15 protein-coding genes and 1 pseudogene are annotated in these 19,750 nt (G+C 64.7%); 12 read left to right on the top strand and 4 right to left on the bottom strand.

What is annotated here, in order from left to right; translation table 11 throughout:
• The first annotated feature begins 254 nt into the window (after window positions 1-254).
• Genes BM269_RS18750 through BM269_RS18740 form a run of 3 tightly spaced genes read left to right on the top strand, consistent with a single transcriptional unit; the run spans window position 255 to window position 3,113 of the window.
• Window positions 255-959 carry a methyltransferase gene (locus tag BM269_RS18750; RefSeq protein WP_090440216.1) on the top strand — a complete coding sequence of 235 codons (705 nt, stop codon included), beginning with the start codon at window positions 255-257 and terminating at the stop codon, window positions 957-959.
• A complete protein-coding gene (locus BM269_RS18745) occupies window positions 943-2,187 on the top strand; it encodes a hypothetical protein (RefSeq protein ID WP_090440213.1) in 1,245 nt (414 codons plus the stop codon). The genes BM269_RS18750 and BM269_RS18745 overlap by 17 nt, the downstream gene beginning before the upstream one ends.
• The gene (locus BM269_RS18740) at window positions 2,184-3,113 is read left to right on the top strand and encodes an arginase family protein (protein ID WP_211482722.1); all 930 of its coding nucleotides are present in this window, start codon (window positions 2,184-2,186) and stop codon (window positions 3,111-3,113) included. The genes BM269_RS18745 and BM269_RS18740 overlap by 4 nt, the downstream gene beginning before the upstream one ends.
• On the opposite strand, the pseudogene cysC reads toward BM269_RS18740, so the two are convergent.
• A pseudogene (cysC, locus tag BM269_RS29860) lies at window positions 3,068-3,541 on the bottom strand (adenylyl-sulfate kinase); the annotation flags it as partial. The gene BM269_RS18740 and the pseudogene cysC overlap by 46 nt on opposite strands.
• A gap of 72 nt (window positions 3,542-3,613) precedes the next feature.
• On the opposite strand from cysC, the gene BM269_RS18730 reads away from it, so the two are divergent.
• The gene (locus BM269_RS18730; RefSeq protein WP_170860424.1) at window positions 3,614-5,008 is read left to right on the top strand and encodes an FAD/NAD(P)-binding protein; all 1,395 of its coding nucleotides are present in this window, start codon (window positions 3,614-3,616) and stop codon (window positions 5,006-5,008) included.
• A gap of 48 nt (window positions 5,009-5,056) precedes the next feature.
• Here the strand turns inward: BM269_RS18730 and BM269_RS18725 are convergent, their stop codons facing one another.
• The 3 genes from BM269_RS18725 to BM269_RS18715 all read right to left on the bottom strand — a co-directional run bounded on the left by BM269_RS18725 (window position 5,057) and on the right by BM269_RS18715 (window position 6,707).
• Window positions 5,057-5,893 carry an HDOD domain-containing protein gene (locus BM269_RS18725; RefSeq protein ID WP_090440205.1) on the bottom strand — a complete coding sequence of 279 codons (837 nt, stop codon included), beginning with the start codon at window positions 5,891-5,893 and terminating at the stop codon, window positions 5,057-5,059.
• 79 nt (window positions 5,894-5,972) lie between these two features.
• Entirely contained in the window at window positions 5,973-6,257 is a 285-nt protein-coding gene (locus tag BM269_RS18720; protein WP_090440200.1) for a hypothetical protein, read from the bottom strand.
• Between the two features lie 12 nt (window positions 6,258-6,269).
• On the bottom strand, window positions 6,270-6,707 hold the full coding sequence (locus tag BM269_RS18715; RefSeq protein ID WP_090440197.1) for a MarR family winged helix-turn-helix transcriptional regulator: 438 nt from the start codon (window positions 6,705-6,707) through the stop codon (window positions 6,270-6,272).
• A gap of 80 nt (window positions 6,708-6,787) precedes the next feature.
• Between BM269_RS18715 and BM269_RS18710 the strand changes: the two genes are divergently transcribed.
• From BM269_RS18710 to BM269_RS18675, 8 genes are all read left to right on the top strand, one after another.
• On the top strand, window positions 6,788-7,705 hold the full coding sequence (locus tag BM269_RS18710; RefSeq protein ID WP_090440194.1) for a DMT family transporter: 918 nt from the start codon (window positions 6,788-6,790) through the stop codon (window positions 7,703-7,705).
• Window positions 7,706-7,708: 3 nt separating this feature from the next.
• Entirely contained in the window at window positions 7,709-8,644 is a 936-nt protein-coding gene (locus BM269_RS18705; RefSeq protein WP_090440191.1) for a GlxA family transcriptional regulator, read from the top strand.
• Between the two features lie 91 nt (window positions 8,645-8,735).
• Window positions 8,736-9,977 (top strand): acetylornithine/succinylornithine family transaminase, encoded by a 1,242-nt coding sequence (gene astC, locus BM269_RS18700; protein ID WP_090440188.1) that lies wholly within the window; start codon window positions 8,736-8,738, stop codon window positions 9,975-9,977.
• 81 nt (window positions 9,978-10,058) lie between these two features.
• Entirely contained in the window at window positions 10,059-11,090 is a 1,032-nt protein-coding gene (locus tag BM269_RS18695; RefSeq protein WP_090440185.1) for an arginine N-succinyltransferase, read from the top strand.
• A gap of 14 nt (window positions 11,091-11,104) precedes the next feature.
• A complete protein-coding gene (astA, locus tag BM269_RS18690; protein ID WP_090440182.1) occupies window positions 11,105-12,157 on the top strand; it encodes an arginine N-succinyltransferase in 1,053 nt (350 codons plus the stop codon).
• A complete protein-coding gene (astD, locus tag BM269_RS18685) occupies window positions 12,150-13,619 on the top strand; it encodes a succinylglutamate-semialdehyde dehydrogenase (protein WP_090440179.1) in 1,470 nt (489 codons plus the stop codon). Before astA ends, astD begins: the two co-directional genes overlap by 8 nt.
• A gap of 8 nt (window positions 13,620-13,627) precedes the next feature.
• Window positions 13,628-14,989, top strand: a complete 1,362-nt coding sequence (gene astB, locus BM269_RS18680; RefSeq protein ID WP_090440281.1) for an N-succinylarginine dihydrolase — start codon at window positions 13,628-13,630, stop codon at window positions 14,987-14,989.
• Window positions 14,990-15,024: 35 nt separating this feature from the next.
• On the top strand, window positions 15,025-19,725 hold the full coding sequence (locus BM269_RS18675; protein WP_090440177.1) for an NAD-glutamate dehydrogenase domain-containing protein: 4,701 nt from the start codon (window positions 15,025-15,027) through the stop codon (window positions 19,723-19,725).
• Window positions 19,726-19,750 lie beyond the last annotated feature (25 nt).

Below are 19,750 nucleotides of genomic sequence, written 5' to 3'. Positions count from 1 at the left end.
GGCTTCCACTCTGTTCGGTGAGACCTTGCCCCGCCGCCTTCAGAATCCTAATATCTTTTTCTAAAGGTGCAGATTCAATATACGAGCTCTGGCAACCGGACATTCGCTGCGCGAATGTCCGGTTGCCAGAGCTGACCCCGACTTTTCACATGAAAGAAATGTAAGCAACCAACAGTTGAAGCGCACAGAGCGGTGCGCGCTTGCCCTTGCCTGGCAGACTCTATAGCATGGGGTCATCAAACAAGGGGACAGATATGCGAGCATCTGCACTTCCCACGACTGAGCAAGTCGACCGCTGGCAAGCCACGCGCCAAAAGGCCTTCAAGGCCGTACCTGAAGGCGGGCGCACCATCACTTATCTTGGCAAGAAATTCCACGTCTACCCGAATACCTTCTGGCCCTTCCTCGACAGCCAGCCGCTGGTGCGCAATTTCCGCATCAAGCCTGGCGAGAGCGTGCTGGATGTGGGTACCGGTTCCGGCGTGATTGCGGTCTTCGCCTGCTACCAGGGCGCATCGCGGGTACTGGCGCTGGATGTCAATCCGTCCGCCATCCGCAGCGCGCGCCACAACCTGAAGGCACACGGCTTTGAGGGCGTGATGGAAGTGCGCCGCTCGGACCTGTTCGAGAAAGTCGGCGACGAGCAGTTCGACGTGATCACCGCCAACCTGCCGTTCCGCGACAAGCCGGCGCCGGACGTGGTGGCGCGTTCGCAATGGGATACCGATTTCCGCACCAACACCCAGTTCTTCGAGCAGGCTGCGCGCTATCTGAAGCCGGGCGGCCGCATCTACTTTGCCCACTCGAACTTCGGTGCGGTGGAAGAAGTGCGGCGCCTGGCCAAGCAGTCCGGCTTCAGCATCCGCTTGATGGCGCGTAGCGCGGCCGAACGCGAGCAGGAGCGCCAATTCTTTGCCTTCCTGATCAAGCCGGCGGCAAGGCATGGACGGGCTGCTTGACACCATCCGCCATTTGCGGGCAGTGCCGCACGCGCCCTGGCGTGCCCAGGTAAGGCGCGTCGCGGTCATCCTCACCAGCTCGCGCTCGGGGTCGACTTTGTTCAAATCGGTGTTGGCGCGCCATCCCGGCATCGCCAGCCTCGATGGCGAGGCGGAGCCTTTGCTGGCCTTGAGCGGGGAAGGTTTCGGCTACGATCCCGCATGCAGCAGCGACGCCATCGCGCAGCTGCGCAATCCCGACGCGCTGGCCGACGAAATCTTCGACAGCCTGACCATACCGGAAGGCGGCATCGCTCCGCTGGCGGAGTTGAGGGCCCGCTGGCGCAAGCGCCTGCTGCTGCAATTCCCCGCGCTGTTCGCCCAACCGCTGGCCTTTGCCCAGGTCGAGCGTGCCCTCGACGAGACGCTGCTGTTCAGCCAGGCGGCCGATGCGCCGAGTGAGCACGCATTGCAGAACGCCGTGCTGGGCGCCGTGTTCTGGCGTGAGCCGTGGCGCCGCGACTACTACGATGGCGGGCAGGGACCGGGCGAGCGCCGGCCGTTCAGCGAGGCCGCCAAGATCGAAGAGCCGCCCTTTGTTTCTCCCGCCATGCATGCCAGGCATTTCACCGAAGACGATGCGGCCGGCAAGGTGCTGCTGTTCAAGACACCGTCGGATGCCTATCGCTACGGCTTTTATGAGCAGTTGTTTCCGCATGCCCAGGTGCGCTACGTGCACCTGGTGCGCAGCGTTGCCGCCTGCGTCAACGGCTTGATCGACGGTTGGCTGTCGCCGACGGGCTTCCATGCCCACGATATGCACAAGCACGGCGTGACGCTCGGCATCGGCGGGTATTCGGAACAGTGCGTCGGCGGAGAGCGCTGGTGGAAATTCGACCTGCCGCCGAACTGGCGCAGTTATATCAACGCTCCGCTTGAGGAGGTGTGCTTGAACCAATGGATGTCCTGTCATCGCCATATCATCGATAGCGGCGTGGCCGCGCTGCCGGTGCGCTTCGAATCCTTCCTGGCCGATCCTGCAGGTGTGCTCGACCGGACCTGCGAGTGGCTTGGGCTGCCGCCGCTGCCGCAGCCGCCCGAGCTGCCGGTGACCATGGCTACCGAAGCCCCCGCGCCGGGCCGCTGGCGCAAGCGCAGCAGCCAGTTGCTGCCGCTGGCGCAGCGCGCCGAAGTGGCGGACATGATGCACGCGCTGGGCTATGGCGCGGCGCCGGAGCAGTGGCAATGATCCGCCGCCTGCTGGTCCCTTACCTGATGGGCAAGCGGCGCGATGGCCTGCAACGGGTGCAACTGGTCGACTCGCATCCCTGGGCCGTGCTCGGGTCGCCGCAATCGACCGCGACGGAACTGGTCGACAAGGATGAACAGATGCGCAGCATGGGCCGCGTGTACGCGGTGCTGGCCGAGCATGTCGCGGCGGCGGTTACGGCGGGCGAGCTCCCGCTCAGCATTTCCGGCGACTGCGTGTCCACCATGGGCGTGATGGCGGGACTGCAGCGCGCCGGCCGCGAACCGCAACGCATGCTGTGGCTGGACGCGCATGGCGACTTCCACACCTGGGCCACCACGCACACCCAATACCTGGGCGGCATGCCGCTGGCCATGCTGGTGGGCCGCCAGGACCGGCGCCAGAACCGGCGCGACACCATCTCCGCGTTGCGCCAGGCGGTTGGCATGCGGCCCTATCCGGAAGAGCTGGTGCTGCTGTCCGATGCGCGCGACCTCGATCCGGGCGAAGACGAGGCATTGGCGCGATCGGCGATCATACGTTGCGACCTGGACCAGGTGATGAGCAACCTGTCGCCGCACGAATCGCTGTACGTGCATTTCGATACCGACGTGCTCGATGAGGCGCAACGCATGCCGGCCCTGAAATACCACGTGCCGCAGGGACCACGGGTGGAGGAGATGGCGGAACTGTTCCGCTGCCTGCGCGATTATCCCTTGGTGGCGGTGTCGCTGTCGGCATGGCACTCGGAACTGGATGCCGGCGACCAGGCCGCGCGCATCTGCCTCGAGCTGCTCGACGAGCTGCTGCCAGGGCCACGCAGCACGCCGCGCGAGCGCAACGCGTCCAATACCAGCTCGGCGCAGTCGGCCAGGCTTGCCCGCGCAGTATCGAGCGACAGTTCGGGCGCCAGCGGCGCTTCGTAAGGCGCGGAGACGCCGGTGAACTGCGGCACCTCGCCGGCCCGCGCGCGGCGATACAGGCCTTTGACGTCGCGCTGCTCGCAGACTTCCAGCGGGCACTTGCACCAGGCCTCGATGAAGTCGCCCTCAGCCTGCATGGCGCGCACCCGGGCGCGGTCGGCGCGTAGCGGGGAAATGAAGGCTGCCAGCACGATGTTGCCGGCTTCGGCGAACAGGCGGGCCGTCTCGCCGGCGCGGCGCAGGTTTTCGCTGCGGTCTTCGGGAGAAAAACCCAGCCCGGCGCACAGGCCCTGGCGCAGGCTGTCGCCGTCCAGCAGTACGACCTGGCAGCCGGCATGGAACAGGCGCCGTTCGATGGCGCTGGCCAACGTGGTCTTGCCGGCGCCGGACAGGCCGGTAAACCAGACCACCGCGCCGCGATGGCCGTGCATTTCTTCGCGCTCCCTGCGCGATACGTGAGAGGAGTCCATGATGCGACTATATACGCGATGCAGGAGAGCGGCATGCGCACGGTGCTGATCGTCGGTGCGGGCTTTTCGGGTGTAGCGTGTGCGATACAGATGCTGCGCCTTGCAGGCCAGTACCCTTTGCGCGTGCAGCTGCTGAATCGCAGCGGGCGGCTGGCGCGCGGCATGGCGTACGGGACGCAAAGCCCGCAGCATTTGCTCAATGTGCCGGCGGCGAATATGAGCGTGCTGCCGGAGGACCCCGAACATTTCGTGCATTACGCCGCAATGCGCGACAGCCGCGTGACCGGCGGCTCTTTCGTCGCCCGCAGCGTGTACGGCGACTACCTGGAATGGGCGCTGCGGCAAGCGCAGGACCAGGCGCCGCGCCATGCCACCCTCGATTGCATCAGTGGCAGCGTCTGCAGCTTGCAAGCCAGGACTGGCGGCGGGCTGGCGGCGATGCTGGAAGACGGCCGCCATATCGAGGCGGACCGGGTGGTACTGGCCTTCGGGCACCTCCCGGCGCCGCCGCCGGAGTTGGCGCAGGGCGCATGGTCCGGCACTGCACGCTACGTGGCCGATCCATGGCGGGCCGACCTGCTGTCCACCATTGGCATGCATGATCCGGTGCTGTTGTTGGGCACTGGCCTGACGGCAGTCGATATCGCCTTGCAGCTGCTGCGCCGCAACCCGTCGCAGCGCGTACATGCGCTGTCGCGCCACGGCTTGCTGCCGCAGCCCTACAAGCCGCTATCGGGGCACCTGGCCGGCAGTACGCTGCTGCATGACGAGGCACCGACTGTGCGCGCAGCCCTGCACGCGTTCATGCAGAAGGTGGAGCGGCTGGAAGCCGCGGGCTTGGACTGGCAGCTCGCGCTGGCCGCGCTGCGCCACAAGGCTGCCGGCATCTGGCAAGCCTGGCCCGAGGCCGAAAGGCGCCGTTTCCTGCGCCATGTGCGGCCCTACTGGGACGTGCATCGGCATCAGTTGCCGCCGGCGGTACAACTGGAATTGTCGGCGGCGCTGGAGGGCGGCGCGCTGCGCGTAAGCGCCGGGCGCGTGATGGCGGTCCGCGACGAAGCGGAACTGGCCGTGCTGAAAGTGCAGCCGCGCGGCAGCGCAGCATGCATCGAGCTGCGCGCCGGACGCATCATCAACTGCACCGGCAGTTGCGCCAGCCCGCGCCGCGCCACGGTGCCGCTGGTGCGGCAGCTGCTGGCCGATGGCCTGATGCGGGCCGATGCCCTCGGCCTCGGGGTGGAAACCGGCACCGACTGCGCCGTGCTGGGGGCGGATGGACAGCCGACGCCGGGCCTCTACTACATCGGCCCCTGGCTCAAGGCCGGCTTCTGGGAAGCGACAGCGGTACCCGAACTGCGCCAGTTCGCCGCCGCAATCGCCCGCGCTTGCATAAAGAAAGTCGGGGTCAGCTCTGGCAACCGGACATAAATTTCGCTAGCGAAATTTATGTCCGGTTGCCAGAGCTCCCGACTTTTATCAGTGCAGCAAGGCGGAGGTGAGGGACTTCACTTCTTCTGCCGACTCTTCCATGATGCTCGCCAGGGTGCCGTCGCCGACGGCGAAGTCGATGGTGCTGGCGGCCGCTACCGAGGTCGCGCCCGGGCGGGCGTGCAGCGGCGAGGCGATCGGGGACAGGTCGTTGGCCAGCAGCAGGGTGTCGCCCAGGCTTTCCGGCGGCAGGGCGCGCATGCCTTCCCACATGGCTTCCACGGCCTTCATCACGTTGTCCGGGATCATCAGCTTTTGCAGCACGCCGCGGCCGATCGGCACCTCGCCGTGGGTGGTCCATTCTTCCGGATCGCCTTCCATTGCTTCCGGATAGGCTTCGGCCTGCGACAGCATGTAGAAGCCGCCCACTTCGTGCACGATGCCGGCGAACATGGCGGTATCGGGATCGACGTGCGACACGCGCCGTGCAATCACCTGCGCCAGCGCCGCCACGTGGGCGGTGTGTTCCCACAGCTGGTTGGCCTTGGCCTTGAGCAGGGGATTGCGGATCTTGGTGCCGAGCTGGCGCACGATCACCGAGGTCACCAGCGATTGCAGGGTGCGCACGCCAAGGCGCTGCACCGCTGTCTTCACGCTGGAGATCTCCATGCCGGATCGGTTATAGGCCACCGAGTTGGCAATCGCCACCGTGCGTGCCGCCAGCAGCGGGTCGGCCTGCACCAGCTTGGCTGCCAGGTCGATATGGCAATTGTCATCGTTCAGCGCGCGCTGCAGCTTGATCGACGCGTCGATATTGGTGGGAAAAGTGAGCTCACCGCGGCCCGCTTGGGCGGCAATTGCTTTGAAGGCTTCCAGTCTGTCCATGCGAAAATTATAAGCAGTAATTGCCCTGCGGAACTAGGACAGGGTGGTTATTTTGATGAAAAACTGGCGATGCGCCCGCTTAGCCTTCGCCGAAGATGGCGTCGCACCCTTCCACGGTGCCTTCGACATCGCCCAGCTCGTCGACCAGTTCCAGGTCTTCGAGTTCTTCTACCGCATTGGTGAAGCTGTTGTGCTTGGTGGCGCCGATCAGGCGGTAGATGTCACCGTCTTCATTGCGGATGCCAATCAGCAGTTTTTCCTTGCGCACCAGGTCGGCGCTGGTGCTTTCCAGCAGCAGGTTGCCGGTGATTTGCTTGTCGAATTTGGCTGGCTTGATGCCGTCCAGCAGGGTGGTCTTTAACATTCTTCTCGTTCTTTATAGTGGTGTACCGGCACTGATCGTGGCCTTCAGCCCGGCCAGGGTGCGTTCCAGGGCTTCATAATCGGCGTCGCTATAGCCGGAAAACAATTCGACGCCTTGCGCGACAATAACAGGAAACACCTCGGCAAACAGCTGTTCGCCCGCCGTGGTCAGGCGCACGAAAAAAGAGCGCTTGTCGTCGGCATTGCGTTCCCGTTCCACCAGGCCCTTCTGTTCCAGGCGCTCGATGACGCCGGTCAGGGTGCCTTTGGTGATCAGGGTGCGTTCGCCCAGCTCCTTGTAGCTCATGCCCGCGGTGTTGCCCAATGTGGCAATGATATCGAATTGTGCGTGGGTGAGGCCAAGTTGGCGAACATGTTCGCCGGACCACCTCTCAAACCCCTGCATGCATTCGGCCAGCAGCCGGATGCTTTTCAAATATCGTTCGCCCATGACATGGGATTATAGCGCCCGCCAGCCCCGGCCTGCATCGGTTACTATATGCAAACTCATAACAAGATGTCCTACATGCCATGCCCCTGCACGCACGCGGTATCCTGGCCCTGCTGGTGGTGACCATTGTCTGGGGCACCACCTTCCCTGCGATGAAGGATATGACCGACAACCTGTCGGCCAACTGGATCGTGGTGTCGCGCTTCGCCATTGCCGGCGTGCTGTTATCGCCCTTCCTGCTGCGCGCCACATGGCGCGACCTGCACTACGGTTTCCTGGCCGGGGTGCTGCTGTTCTTCTGCTACCTGACCCAGGTCGAGGGCCTGAGCCTGACGTCCTCCAACCGCAATGCCTTCATCTGCGGCTTGAACGTGCTGGTGGTGCCGCTGCTGGGCATCGCCATGGGCAAGTGGCCGGACAAGCGCATCGTGCTGGCCCTGATCCTGGCCATCGGCGGCCTGTTCGCCCTGTGCTGGGAGGGCAGCTTCACCTGGAGCCGCGGCGATTCGCTGGCGCTGGCGGCCGCCTTCCTGTTCGGCCTGTACATCAAGGTGATGGAGCAGTTCTCGCGCAAGGTCGAGCGCCTGATGACCCTGACCGTGGCCCAGATCTGGACCGTCGCCCTGTTTGCCGGCCTGTGGATACTGCTGCGCGAAGTGCCGCGCGGGGTGATCGACGTGCCGCACGATGCGACCGATTACTACAGCTACATCTGGCAGGGCCTGGTGGACTATAAATGGAACCTGGCTTACCTGGGCGTGATCGCCACCGCGGCCATTATTTCCCTGCAAACCTGGGGCCAGAGCCATGCCACCGCCAATGAGGCGGCGGTGATGTATGCCTTCGAACCCGCCAGCGCGGCCATCTTCGGCTATTTCTGGCTGGGCGAGACCATGGGCCTGATGCAGCTGCTGGGCGCGGTACTGTTGATCTCCGGTATGATTGTCAGCCAATGGAATACCCCTGAGCGGCCGGCGTCGGCGCTCGTCCCCGAATAGAAGATGTCATTTGCTCAACTCAGTCGCCTGACCCGGGAGCAGCCGCTGCGCATGCTGCTGGTGAATGCGGGCGAGCCGGACAACCTGGCCTGGTCCGGATTGGTGCAGCCCCTGCGGCTGGCCCAGCGCCTCCTGCATGGCGCTTTCCAGCTCGACGTCATTACGCCGCAACAGGCGGCCGGCTTGGCCGGCGACTGGCAACTGGCCCTGCTGGTCGCGGACGAGGGCTCGGCGCGTCCGGCCGACGCGCAGCTGCGCGCGGTGATCGAACGCTGCCGCGCGGCGGAGTATTGGGGCGGGGTGGGCGCCGGCGTGCTGTGGCTGGCCCAGACCGGCGCGGCAGGCGGTGCGCGTATCGCCTTGCCCTGGGCGCTTTATGCGGAAACCGAGGATGTTACCGAGCGCGCCATACTGACACCGAATCTGTTCGAGATCGACGGGCGGCTGATGTCCTGCTGCGGCGGCGCGGCTTCGATTGATTTTTCGCTGACCCTGATCGAGGCCCTGTTCGGCGCCAATGTGCAGGCCGAGATCAAGGAAGCGCTGTGCATCGACCGCGTGCGCTCGTCGGAAGAGCGGCAGCGGGTGGCCTTGCAGGCGCGCTTCGGCGCGCTGCAACCGAAGCTGTCGGAGGCGGTGACCTTGATGGAGGCCAATATCGAGGAGCCGCTGTCGACCGACGATATCGCCGGGCTGGTCGGCTTGTCGCGGCGCCAGCTCGAGCGCTTGTTCAAGCAGTATCTGGGTGCGCTGCCTTCGCGCTATTACCTGGAGCTGCGCCTGCAGCGCGCGCGGCAATTACTTTTAGAAACAAACCATTCCATAGTGCAGGTTGGGCTGATGTGCGGCTTCTCGTCCGGGTCGCACTTTTCCACGGCGTTCGGCACGCTTTTCGGCAATACGCCGCGCGAGGAGCGGCAACGCAAGCTCCAGGGCTAACAATTTTGAAAATCCTTGTCGCAGATTCAAAAGAGTTTTAGCATCCCCGCTTTTACAATGCAGTACACCTTACCATTGATGGGGATTTGCTATGAACGCCAAGCTTGACTCGACTGTTACCACCCGCCCTGTAACCCGCGCCACCTTCGACGAGGTGCTCGTCCCGACTTACGCACCTGCCCAGATGGTGCCAGTGCGAGCAGCGGGCCTGGACCTGTGGGACCAGAACGGCAAGCATTACCTGGACTTCACCTCCGGCATCGCCGTGGCCTCCCTGGGCCATTGCAACCCGGTCCTGGTGGAAGCGCTGACCCGGCAAGCCAACACCCTGTGGCACCTGGGCAATGGCTACACCAATGAGCCGGTGCTGCGCCTGGCCCTGGCCCTGACCGAAGCCACCTTCGCTGACCGCGCCTTCTTCTGCAACTCCGGCGCCGAAGCCAATGAAGCGGCCCTGAAGCTGGCCCGTAAAGTGGCGCACGCCAAGTTCGGCGACAAGAAGCCGCGCATCGTGTCCTGCCTGAACTCCTTCCACGGCCGCACCCTGTTCACCGTCTCCGTCGGCGGCCAGGCCAAGTACACCGAAGGTTTCGAGCCGCTGCCACCATCGATCGACCACATCCCTTACAACGATATCGAAGCGGCCAAGGCGGCCATCGGCGACGACGTGTGCGCCGTGATCGTTGAGCCGGTGCAGGGCGAAGGCGGCGTGATGCCGGGCAATCCTGAATACCTGAAGACCCTGCGCGAGCTGTGCGACCAGGTCGGCGCCGTGCTGATCTTCGACGAAGTGCAGTGCGGCATGGGCCGTACCGGTTCCCTGTTCGCCTACCAGGGCTACGGTGTGACCCCGGACATCCTGACTTCGGCCAAGGCGCTGGGCAACGGCTACCCGATCGGCGCCATGCTGACCACCGAAGAGCTGGCCAAGCACCTGGCCGTGGGCACCCACGGCACCACCTATGGCGGCAACCCGCTGGCGGCCACCGTGGCGCTGACCGTGCTGGAAACCATCAACCAGCCGGCGTTTCTGGCGCGCGTGAAAGAAGCGTCCGAGAAGCTGATCGGCAAGCTGGAAGGCCTGGTGCGCGATTTCCCGCAAGTGTTCTCCGCCGTGCGCGGCGCCGGCCTGCTGCTGGGCCTGGTTGTGGCCGAGCCGTTCAAGGGCCGTTCCAAGGATATCCAGCGCGCTGCCGAAGCACAGGGTCTGATGATCCTGATCGCCGGCATGGACGTGGTGCGTCTGGCGCCTGCGCTGATCGTGTCCGACGCCCAGATCGATGAAGCGGACCGCATCATCCGCCTGGCGATCGCCGAGCTGACCAAAGCCTAAGATAAGGCTGCGCCGCGCATGCGGCGCCAACGCCCGGTGCCTGCGCACCGGGCGCTTTATTTAGAATAAGAGGAGCACCCCATGTACGTAGTCCGTCCGGTGGAAACCGCCGACATCGCCGCCCTCGAGTCACTGGCCGCGGTCAGCATGCCGGGTGTCCATACCCTGCCGAAGACGCGCGAAAAGATCGAGCAGGCAGTCGAACGTTCCATCGCTTCCTTCTCCGCCCACGTCGACATCCCGAGCGAAGAATCCTATATGTTCGTGATGGAGTCGCTGGCCGACAAAAAGATTGTCGGTACCGCCGCCATCCACGCCTCCGCCGGCTCGAACGGGACCTACTTCTCCTTCCGCAACGACGTGATCCAGCAGGTCTCGCGCGACCTGAATATCAGCCACAGCGTGCACGCGTTGACGCTGTGTTCCGAGCTGACCGCCTATTCGCAGCTGTCCGGCTTTTACGTCGACGCCAGCGTGGCGCAGCGTCCCGAAGCAGCCCTGCTGTCGCGTTCCCGCCTGCTGTACGCCGTGCAGGCGCCGCACCGTTTCGGCGACCGCTTCTTCGTGCCGCTGGCCGGCCTGACCGATGAAAACGGCGGCTCGCCGTTCTGGGACGCGCTGGGCCGCAAATTCTTCAAGATGGACTTCCTGGACGCCGAACGCGTGATCGGCGGTGCCCGCAACCGTACCCTGATCGTGGAACTGATGCCGCACTATCCGGTGTACGTGCCGCTGCTGCCGGGCGACGCGCAGGCCGTGATGGGACAGATCCACCCAAGCGGCGAACTGGCCTTCAACCTCTTGACCTCCGAAGGCTTCGAAGCCGACGAATACATCGACATCTTCGACGGCGGCCCGATCCTGCAGGCGCACAAGCACACACTGCGTACCTTCTCTTCATCGCTGCCGCGCCGCGTGGCCAGCGCCGAAGGCACGCAAGCCAGCGATGCGGTGGCGACTTACGCCGTGTCGACCGGCCCTGACCAGCGCTTCCGCGCGGTGACGATCAATTGCGCACCGCTGGAAAATACCGATACCGTTTGCCTGTCCAGGCACGCCCAGGAAATCCTGCGCGTGGAAGAAGGCGACACCGTGACCTGCGTCCGCATTTAAGAACGAGAATACCTATGCTAGTTGTACGCGCCATTAAAGCGAATGACCTGGACGGATTGTTCAACCTGGCCAGCCAGGTAGGCACCGGCATGACCACGCTCAAGCCGGACATGAAGATGATGGGCGACCGCGTCGCCGTGGCGGTGGCGTCCTTCGCCGAAACCATTCCGCCGGAAGAACGCGACTACATGTTCGTGATGGAAGACACCGATAGCGGCCGCCTGGCCGGCGTGTGCGCCATCAAGGGCGCGGTCGGCCTGACCGAGCCGTTCTACAACTACCGCATCGGCACCCTGGTGCATTCCAGCCGCGAGCTGAACGTGTTCACCCGCATGGACACGCTGTACCTGTCGAACGACCTGACCGGCTGCTCCGAGCTGTGCTCGCTGTTCCTGCACCCGGACTACCGCCAGGGCAACAACGGCAAGCTGCTGTCGAAGAGCCGCTTCCTGTTCATCGCCCAGTTCCCGCACCTGTTCGAGCAGAAGATCATCGCCGAGATGCGCGGCTACCAGGCGGAAGACGGCACCTCGCCGTTCTACGAAGGCCTGGGCCGCTACTTCTTCAAGATGGACTTCCATCACGTGGACGACCTGACCGCGCTGGGCAAGAAGTCCTTCATCGCCGAATTGATGCCGCGCCAGCCGCTGTACGTCGACTACCTGCCTGTCGAAGCGCGTGAGGCGATCGGCAAGGTGCACCAGGCCACCGCGCCGGCGCGCCGCCTGCTGGAGCAGGAAGGCCTGCACTATGAAGGCTATGTCGACATCTTCGACGCCGGCCCGGTGCTGCAAGCCCGCGTGACAGAACTGCGCGCCATGCGCGACAGCGAGCTGGCATCGGTCACGCGCGATACCGATACCGCGCACGCCTGCGCGCTGCACACCACCGAACCGTACCTGGTGTCGAACACCGTCATGCAGGACTTCCGCATGATCCTGACCGACGCCAATCCGTCCGACGGCGGCATTGACCTGTCGTCCGAAGAACAAGCACTGCTGCATTGCCACTCCGGCGACACCGTGCGCACCCTGTCTCTCAACGTGAGGAAGAACCAGAATGTCTGAACTGAGCAATTTCATCAACGGCCAATGGCAAGCTGGCCACGGCGAGACCATCGTGACCACCAACCCGGCCACCGGCAAGAACACCTATGCCTCGCAGGAATCGACCGCTGAAGACGTGGCGCAAGCTGCGCACGCTGCGCGCGCTGCTTTCGAAGCCTGGGCCTATCGCCCGCTGGAAGAGCGCATCGCCATCGTCTCCAGGTTCCGCGACCTGTTGAAGGAAAACGCGGAAGACCTGGCGCAGACCATTTCCGAGGAAGTCGGCAAGCCGCTGTGGGAAGCACGCACCGAAGTGACCACCATGGCCAACAAGGTGGACATCTCGATTACCTCCTACGGTGCGCGCACCGGCGTCGTATCGTCCAAGGTAGCCGATGGCGAAGCCGTGCTGCGCCACCGTCCGCACGGCGTGTTTGGCGTGTTCGGTCCTTACAATTTCCCTGGGCACCTGCCGAACGGCCATATCGTGCCAGCGCTGATCGCCGGCAACACCGTGGTGTTCAAGCCTAGCGAATATGCGCCGCGCACCGCCATCAAGACCGTGGCGCTGTGGGAAAAGGCCGGCGTGCCTGCCGGCGTGATCAACCTGGTCAACGGCGGCCGCGAAACCGGCATCGCGCTGGGCCAGAATGCGGAAATCGATGGCGTGCTGTTCACCGGCTCCAGCCAGACCGGCGCCGCGCTGCACAAGCAGTTCGCCGGCCAGCCGGGCAAGCTGCTGGCGCTGGAGATGGGCGGCAACAATCCGCTGATCGTGTGGAACCCGACCGACATCGATGCCGCCGTCTTCATGGCAGTGTCGTCGTCCTTCATCTCCGCCGGCCAGCGCTGCACCTGCGCGCGCCGCGTGATCGTGCCGAAGGGCGAGCATGGCGATGCCTTCGTCAAGCGCTTCGTCGACGTGGCGTCGAAACTGGGCGTGGGCGCTCCGGCTGCCGAACCGGCGCCGTTCATGGGCCCAGTGGTTTCCGCTGCCGTGGCTGAAAAGCTGGTGCAGGCACAAGCCGACATGGTGGCCAAGGGCGGCAAGCTGCTGCTGGAAATGCGTCAGCTGGAACCGGGCACCGGTTTCGTTTCCGCCGGCATCGTGGATACCACCGACGCCAAAGGCATCCCTGATGAAGAATGGTTCGGCCCACTGGCGCAGATCGTCCGCGTCGACGATTTCGACGCCGCGATCCGCGCCGCCAACGACACAGGTTACGGCCTGGCTGCGGCCCTGCTGTCGACCGACGAGTCGCTGTGGCAGAAGTTCCAGCTGCGCGCCCGCGCCGGCATCGTGAACTGGAACCGCCCGACCACCGGCGCGGCCAGCTCGGCGCCGTTCGGCGGCGTCGGCAAGTCCGGCAACCATCGTCCTAGCGCATACTATGCGGCGGACTATTGCGCCTATCCGGTCGCTTCGATCGAGAACAGTGCCCTTGAAATGCCTGCCAAGCTGTCGCCTGGCATGAACTTCTGAGGATGGCCATGCCTACAGCACGCGAATACAACTTCGATGGCCTGGTTGGGCCGTCGCACAACTACGCCGGCCTGTCGTTCGGCAACGTCGCTTCGTTCAACAACGTCAAGAGCGCATCCAATCCGAAGCAGGCTGCCCTGCAAGGCCTGGCCAAGATGCGCGAGCTGGCCAAGCGCGGTTTCGCACAGGCGCTGCTGCCGCCGCAGGACCGTCCGAATTTCCGCCTGCTGCGCAGCCTGGGATACAGCGGCACCGATGCCGAGGTGATCGCCCAGGCCTACAACGATTCGCCGGTGATACTGGCTTGCGCCTATTCGGCCTCGCCGATGTGGACCGCAAATGCCGCCACCGTCAGCCCGTCGGCCGATACCAGGGATGGCCGTGTGCACTTCACCGCCGCAAACCTGAACAACAAGCTGCACCGCGCCTTCGAGCACGCGCAGTCGGCCCGCACGCTGCGCGCGATTTTCAAGGACGAGCGGTTCTTCGCCGTGCACGATGCCCTGCCTGGCACGCCGGCCTTCGGCGACGAAGGTGCGGCCAACCATACCCGTTTGTGCGACCGGCACGGCAATCCGGCCGTGGAACTGTTTGTGTATGGCCGCGTGGAGTTCGATTCAAGCGCTCCGGCGCCGAAGAAATTTCCGGCCCGTCATACGCTGGAGGCGTCACAGGCTGTGGCGCGCCTGCACGGCCTCGATCCGGCGCGCTGCGTGTTCGTGCAGCAGAATCCGGACGTGATCGACCAGGGCGTGTTCCACAACGATGTGATCGCGGTGGGTAATGGCAACGTGCTGTTCTATCACGAGCAGGCTTTCGCCGACGAGCAGGGTGCGCTGGCATCGATCCGCGCTGCGATGCAGGGCGTGGGCGCCGAGCTGGTGGCGATCCGTGTGCCGACCGCCGAAGTGTCGGTGGCCGATGCGGTTTCTTCCTACCTGTTCAACACCCAGCTGCTGTCCAAGCCGGATGGCAGGATGGCCCTGGTCACGCCGCACGAATGCCAGGAGATTCCGGCTGTTGCCGCCTTCCTGCAAAAGCTGCTTGCTTCCGGCGGCCCGGTCGACGAATTGATCCATTTCGACCTGCGCCAATCGATGCGCAACGGCGGCGGGCCGGCTTGCCTGCGCTTGCGCGTAGCGCTGACCGAGGAAGAAGCGCGCGCCATGCACCAGGGTGTGGTGATGACCGAAACGCTGTACCATAGCCTGGTCGCGTGGGTCGAGAAACACTACCGCGACCATCTGGAACCGAAAGATTTAGCAGATCCGCAATTGGCTGTCGAAGTGCATACCGCGCTCAAAGAGCTGGAACAGATCCTGGGCTTACCCGGCCTGTACGACCTGCAACAAACCGGTGTACCGGTTTAAGAAAGAAGATACCTACAACGTATTTGGAGAAGCAGATGAAACAAATGCCACAAGAGTTGCGCAAGCAAACGCTCGAACTGGTCAAGGCCAGCGGCCCGATCGCACAACTGATCGAAGCCTGGCTCGGCTCCCTGGACGATGAAGACCTGGCCGAGCTGTCCCCCGGCAGCCTGGCCCCGGTCCTTGTGGAAGGTTTCACGCAATTGGCCAAGCGCACCGGTTCCGGTTGCCAGATCGCCAAGCTCCAATACCAGGAAGCACGCGGCGGCCACGCCACCGCGCTGCTGATCGTCAACGACGACATGCCTTACCTGGTCGATTCCATCGTGATCGCCATGCGCAAGCTGCGCGTCGGCTCCAACGGCGTGCTGAACGCCGTGCTGCCGGTGCGCCGCGCTGTGGACGGATCGGTGGAGGCAGTCGGCCAGAAGGGCGACAAACTCGAATCCATGGTCCTGTGCCTGCTGTCCGAAAAACTGGAAGACGGCGCGCTGAAAGAACTGACCGACCGCATTGAAATGGTGGCGCGCGACGCCGCCATCGTGAAGCGCGACCAGGCCGCAATGAAGGAGCGCTTCACCGCCGTCGCCACCGAATCCGCCGGCCACGGCGAAGAAGGCCAGGAAGTAGCGGCCTTCCTGCAGTGGACCCGCGACGAAGGCTTCGAAGTGCACGGCTACGCCTACTATCAGGTGAAGCCGGGCGCGCGCGAACTGGAACGCGACATTCCCAGCCGCATCGGCGTACTGCAGGACACCGCGCACCCGATCTATGGCACCTGCCTGGCCAATATCCCCGGCGACTTCGACACCCTGTCCAAGCGCGCCCACACCCTGTCGATCGTCAAGGCCGACGTGGGCGGCACCCTGCACCGCGACCAGTCGCTGGACTTCATCGGCGTGCGCCACACCGACGGCAAGGGCGCCATCCTGGGCGAGCATTGCTTCGTCGGCCTGTTCACCCGCGCCGCCAACCTGACCCCGCTGGCCCGCCTGCCGTTCGCACGCGGCCGCATCGCGCAAGTGCTGAAGATCGCCGGCGTGCGCGAGACCGGCTTCCGCGCCGAGAAATTCATCGAGATCCTGGAGTCGCTGCCGCGCACCGAAGCGCTGGAAGCGGAACCGGAATGGCTGGCCGAAGTGTGCGGCGCCGTGGTGTCGCTGTACAAGCAGCCGCGCGCCAAGGTATTCGCCCGCCGCGACGTCTATGCCCGCCACCTGAACGTGCTGGTCTACCTGCCGCGCGAACGCTATTCGGCATCGGTGGCGCACGCGCTGGCGCGCGCCCTGCAGGAAAGCTCGGGCGCCACCCACGTCAGCTCGCAAACCCTGGTGTCGGACGGTCCGCTGGCCCGCCTGTACCTGATCGCCCATGCCGCGCGCTATCCGCTGGACCTGGAAAGCGATATCCAGCGTCCACTGCTGACGGTGCTGGACGGCTGGCACGACCAGTTCTCCGAACTGGCCGACAAGGTCGGCGAAGAGCCGCTGCGCAACAGCCTGCGCAAGCTGTGTTCCACGCTGCCGGTCGATTATGTGGCCGCAACGCCGCCGGCCGTGGCCTTCCATGACCTGGACAAGATCCTGCGCAATGGCGTGGACGAGCGCGTCGCGGTACGCGTTGAACTGCCATCGGAAAGCAACGCCGCCACCACCATCCGCCTGTACTCGGTGGACCGCGTGCCTGCGTTGTCGTCGATCCTGCCTGCGCTGCATAATGCCGGCGTCGCCATCGAGCGCGAATCCGCGCACACCATCCGCACTGCGGACGGCAAGAAGCACTATGTGACCAGCCTGGCGGTCGATGCGCAGAGCGCACTCGAATTGTCCCGTCCGGGCGTGGTGCAGGTGGCGGAAGACCTGTTCAATGCCCTGTTCAACAATGAAGCCGAAGACGGCCGCTTGAATGGCCTGGTCGTCGAAGGCGGCCTGCGCCTGCGCGAAGTGCAGCTGGTGCGAGCCTATATGAGCTACTGGCGCCAGGCCGGCACCCAGTTCACCGTGCGCTACATGGCGGAGATCCTGCGCCGCCACCCGGCGCTGGTGAAGGAGCTGGTCGACGCGTGGAAAGAGCGCTTCGACCCGGCGCTGCCGGAAGCGACCCGCACCGCGGCCAAGGACAAGCTGCTGGCCATCAAGGGCCGCCTGTCGTCGATCAACCACGCCGACTCCGAAGTGATCTTCGCGGCCATGATCGACCTGATGCTGGCGACCCTGCGCACCAATTACTTCCAGAACGCGGGCCAGGGCGACAAGATCATCTTCAAGTTCGACACCAGCAACCTGCACCTGGTGCCGGAACCGCGTCCGTTCCGCGAGATCTATGTGTTCTCGCGCCGCTTCGAAGGCGTGCACCTGCGCGGCGGCCCGGTTGCCCGCGGCGGCCTGCGCTGGTCCGATCGCATGGAAGACTACCGCACCGAAGTCCTGGGCCTGGTGAAGGCGCAGATGGTGAAGAACGCCGTGATCGTGCCTGCGGGCGCGAAGGGCGGTTTCGTCTGCAAGCAGATGCCGAAGGATGCGCCGCGCGACGTGATTGCAGCGGAAGGCGAAGCAGTGTATCGCCTGTTCATCGCCAGCCTGCTGGAAATGACCGACAACCGCGTGCTGGGCAAGATCGTTCCGCCTGAAGACACCGTCCGCTACGACAACGACGACCCGTACCTGGTGGTGGCAGCCGACAAGGGCACCGCGACGTTCTCCGACATCGCCAACGGCATCGCGGTCAAACGCGGCTTCTGGCTGGGCGACGCGTTTGCGTCCGGCGGCTCCAACGGCTATGACCACAAGAAGATGGGCATCACCGCCAAGGGTGCATTCGAAGCGGTCAAGCGCCACTTCTACGAGATGGGCCACGACATGAACACTACGCCGTTCACCGTGGTGGGCGTGGGCGATATGTCGGGCGACGTGTTCGGCAACGGCGTGCTGCTGTCGCACCAGATCAAGCTGCTGGCTGCCTTCGACCACCGCCACATCTTCCTGGACCCGAATCCGGACACCGCGAAGTCCTTCGCCGAGCGCCAGCGCATGTTCGCGCTGCCACGTTCTTCGTGGGAGGACTACAACAAGGACTTGATCTCGAAGGGCGGCGGCGTGTTCCCGCGCACCGCCCGCACCATCGAGCTGTCGCCGGAAATCCGGGCCGCGCTGGACATCGCGGAAACCTCGCTGACGCCGGAAGAACTGATGCACCGCATCCTGCTGGCACCGGTGGACCTGTTCTACAACGGCGGCATCGGTACCTACATCAAGTCCGCGACCGAAACCCACGCGCAGGTGAAAGACCGCGCCAACGACAATATCCGCGTCAGCGGCAATGAGCTGCGCTGCAAGGTCGTATCGGAAGGCGGCAACCTGGGCGCGACCCAGGCCGGGCGTATCGAATTCGCGCTGGCCGGCGGCCGCATCTTCACCGATGCGATCGACAACTCTGCGGGCGTGGATTGCTCCGACCACGAAGTGAACTGCAAGATGTGGCTGGACGTGGAAGTCAATGCCGGCCAGACCAGCGAAGCAGCCCGCAACCAGCTGCTGAACGACATGACCATGGAAGTCGAACGCCTGGTCCTGCGCGACAACACGCAGCAAACCCGCCTGCTGGTGCGTGAATACCAGGCGCAGTCGGAAGCGCAGGTGCAGGACGGCTACGCCGACCTGATCGCCGACCTGGAAGAGGAAGGCGCACTGTCGCGCGAACTGGAGCACCTGCCAAGCGTGGCCGAACTGGCGCGCCGCAAGGCCGATGGCCGCGGCCTGACCACGCCGGAACTGGCGGTGGTGATCGCCAACGTGAAGAACCGCTACAAGCGCTTGCTGTCGGCCATGCCGCTGACGGACGAAAGCTGGGCAGAGAAGGTGCTGCGTCCTTACTTCCCCGAGCAATTGGTCGAGACCCGCCCGCCGCTGAACCATCCGCTGTCGAACGCCATCCTGGCGACCGTGCTGGCGAATGAAGTGGTGAACCGTTGCGGCCCGCTGATGATCCGTGACCTGGCGACCGCCAACAACGGCACCGAACAGGATGTGATCCTGGCCTGGGGGCAGGCCTGGTCGGCGCTGGACCTGGCGCCAATCTTCGACACCCTGGATGCCGATGCCCTGAATGTGCCGCGCAACGTCGCGATGCGCGTCGATGCACGCACCCGTGCCATGCTGAAGGCGGTGATGGAAGGCGTGCTGGGCGTGTCGAAAGACCAGCTGCGCGGCGTCGGCATTGCCGAGCTGACCAAGCTGTTCGCCGATCCTGCCACCGTGCGCAAGATGGCGGCCGACGTGCAGTCGGAAGCGGCCACCCACAGCGGCCTGCGCGCCGAGTTCGTGCAGGCATGGAATGCGGTCGATGCGCTGGAAGGCGTGGCGGCGTTCGTGTTCGCCGCGCTGTCGGTCAAGCGGCCAGCCGGCATGGACCTGCCGGGCTTCCTGGCGGTCGGCATGGCGCTGCGTTCGCAGGCGGGCATCGATACGCTGGAGCGCGGCCTGAAACTGCCGGCCACCTCGAAGTCGCAGGAGCACCTGCGCAGCTACGCGCAGCAAGCCTTGCGCCGCACGCAGCAGAAATTACTGTCGCAGGTGCTGGCACGCGCCACCAACGGCCATGACGCGGCCGAAGCGGTCGAACTGGTGACCTGCACGCTGGGCCTGTCCGGCTATGCGGCATCGGCCGACTTGGAGCAGGCAATGCTGGATGTGTGGGCTTTGTCGGAGGCGGTCAACGCCGTCGGCCTGGCGGCCTGACACCCACCAGCGGCCGCCGCGCATC

It is taken from the genome of Duganella sp. CF458, from assembly GCF_900113115.1.
GTDB lineage: Bacteria > Pseudomonadota > Gammaproteobacteria > Burkholderiales > Burkholderiaceae_D > Rugamonas.
Note: the sequence above shows the minus strand (reverse complement) of the source record. Positions and strands in the feature narration are given on the sequence as shown.

Coding starts and splice junctions, on each gene's coding strand:
- BM269_RS18750 (WP_090440216.1), top strand. CDS start 255: ATGCGAGCATCTGCACTTCCCACGACTGAGCAAGTCGACCGCTGGCAA.
- BM269_RS18745 (WP_090440213.1), top strand. CDS start 943: ATGGACGGGCTGCTTGACACCATCCGCCATTTGCGGGCAGTGCCGCAC.
- BM269_RS18740 (WP_211482722.1), top strand. CDS start 2,184: ATGATCCGCCGCCTGCTGGTCCCTTACCTGATGGGCAAGCGGCGCGAT.
- BM269_RS18730 (WP_170860424.1), top strand. CDS start 3,614: ATGCGCACGGTGCTGATCGTCGGTGCGGGCTTTTCGGGTGTAGCGTGT.
- BM269_RS18725 (WP_090440205.1), bottom strand. CDS start 5,893: ATGGACAGACTGGAAGCCTTCAAAGCAATTGCCGCCCAAGCGGGCCGC.
- BM269_RS18720 (WP_090440200.1), bottom strand. CDS start 6,257: ATGTTAAAGACCACCCTGCTGGACGGCATCAAGCCAGCCAAATTCGAC.
- BM269_RS18715 (WP_090440197.1), bottom strand. CDS start 6,707: ATGGGCGAACGATATTTGAAAAGCATCCGGCTGCTGGCCGAATGCATG.
- BM269_RS18710 (WP_090440194.1), top strand. CDS start 6,788: ATGCCCCTGCACGCACGCGGTATCCTGGCCCTGCTGGTGGTGACCATT.
- BM269_RS18705 (WP_090440191.1), top strand. CDS start 7,709: ATGTCATTTGCTCAACTCAGTCGCCTGACCCGGGAGCAGCCGCTGCGC.
- astC (WP_090440188.1), top strand. CDS start 8,736: ATGAACGCCAAGCTTGACTCGACTGTTACCACCCGCCCTGTAACCCGC.
- BM269_RS18695 (WP_090440185.1), top strand. CDS start 10,059: ATGTACGTAGTCCGTCCGGTGGAAACCGCCGACATCGCCGCCCTCGAG.
- astA (WP_090440182.1), top strand. CDS start 11,105: ATGCTAGTTGTACGCGCCATTAAAGCGAATGACCTGGACGGATTGTTC.
- astD (WP_090440179.1), top strand. CDS start 12,150: ATGTCTGAACTGAGCAATTTCATCAACGGCCAATGGCAAGCTGGCCAC.
- astB (WP_090440281.1), top strand. CDS start 13,628: ATGCCTACAGCACGCGAATACAACTTCGATGGCCTGGTTGGGCCGTCG.
- BM269_RS18675 (WP_090440177.1), top strand. CDS start 15,025: ATGAAACAAATGCCACAAGAGTTGCGCAAGCAAACGCTCGAACTGGTC.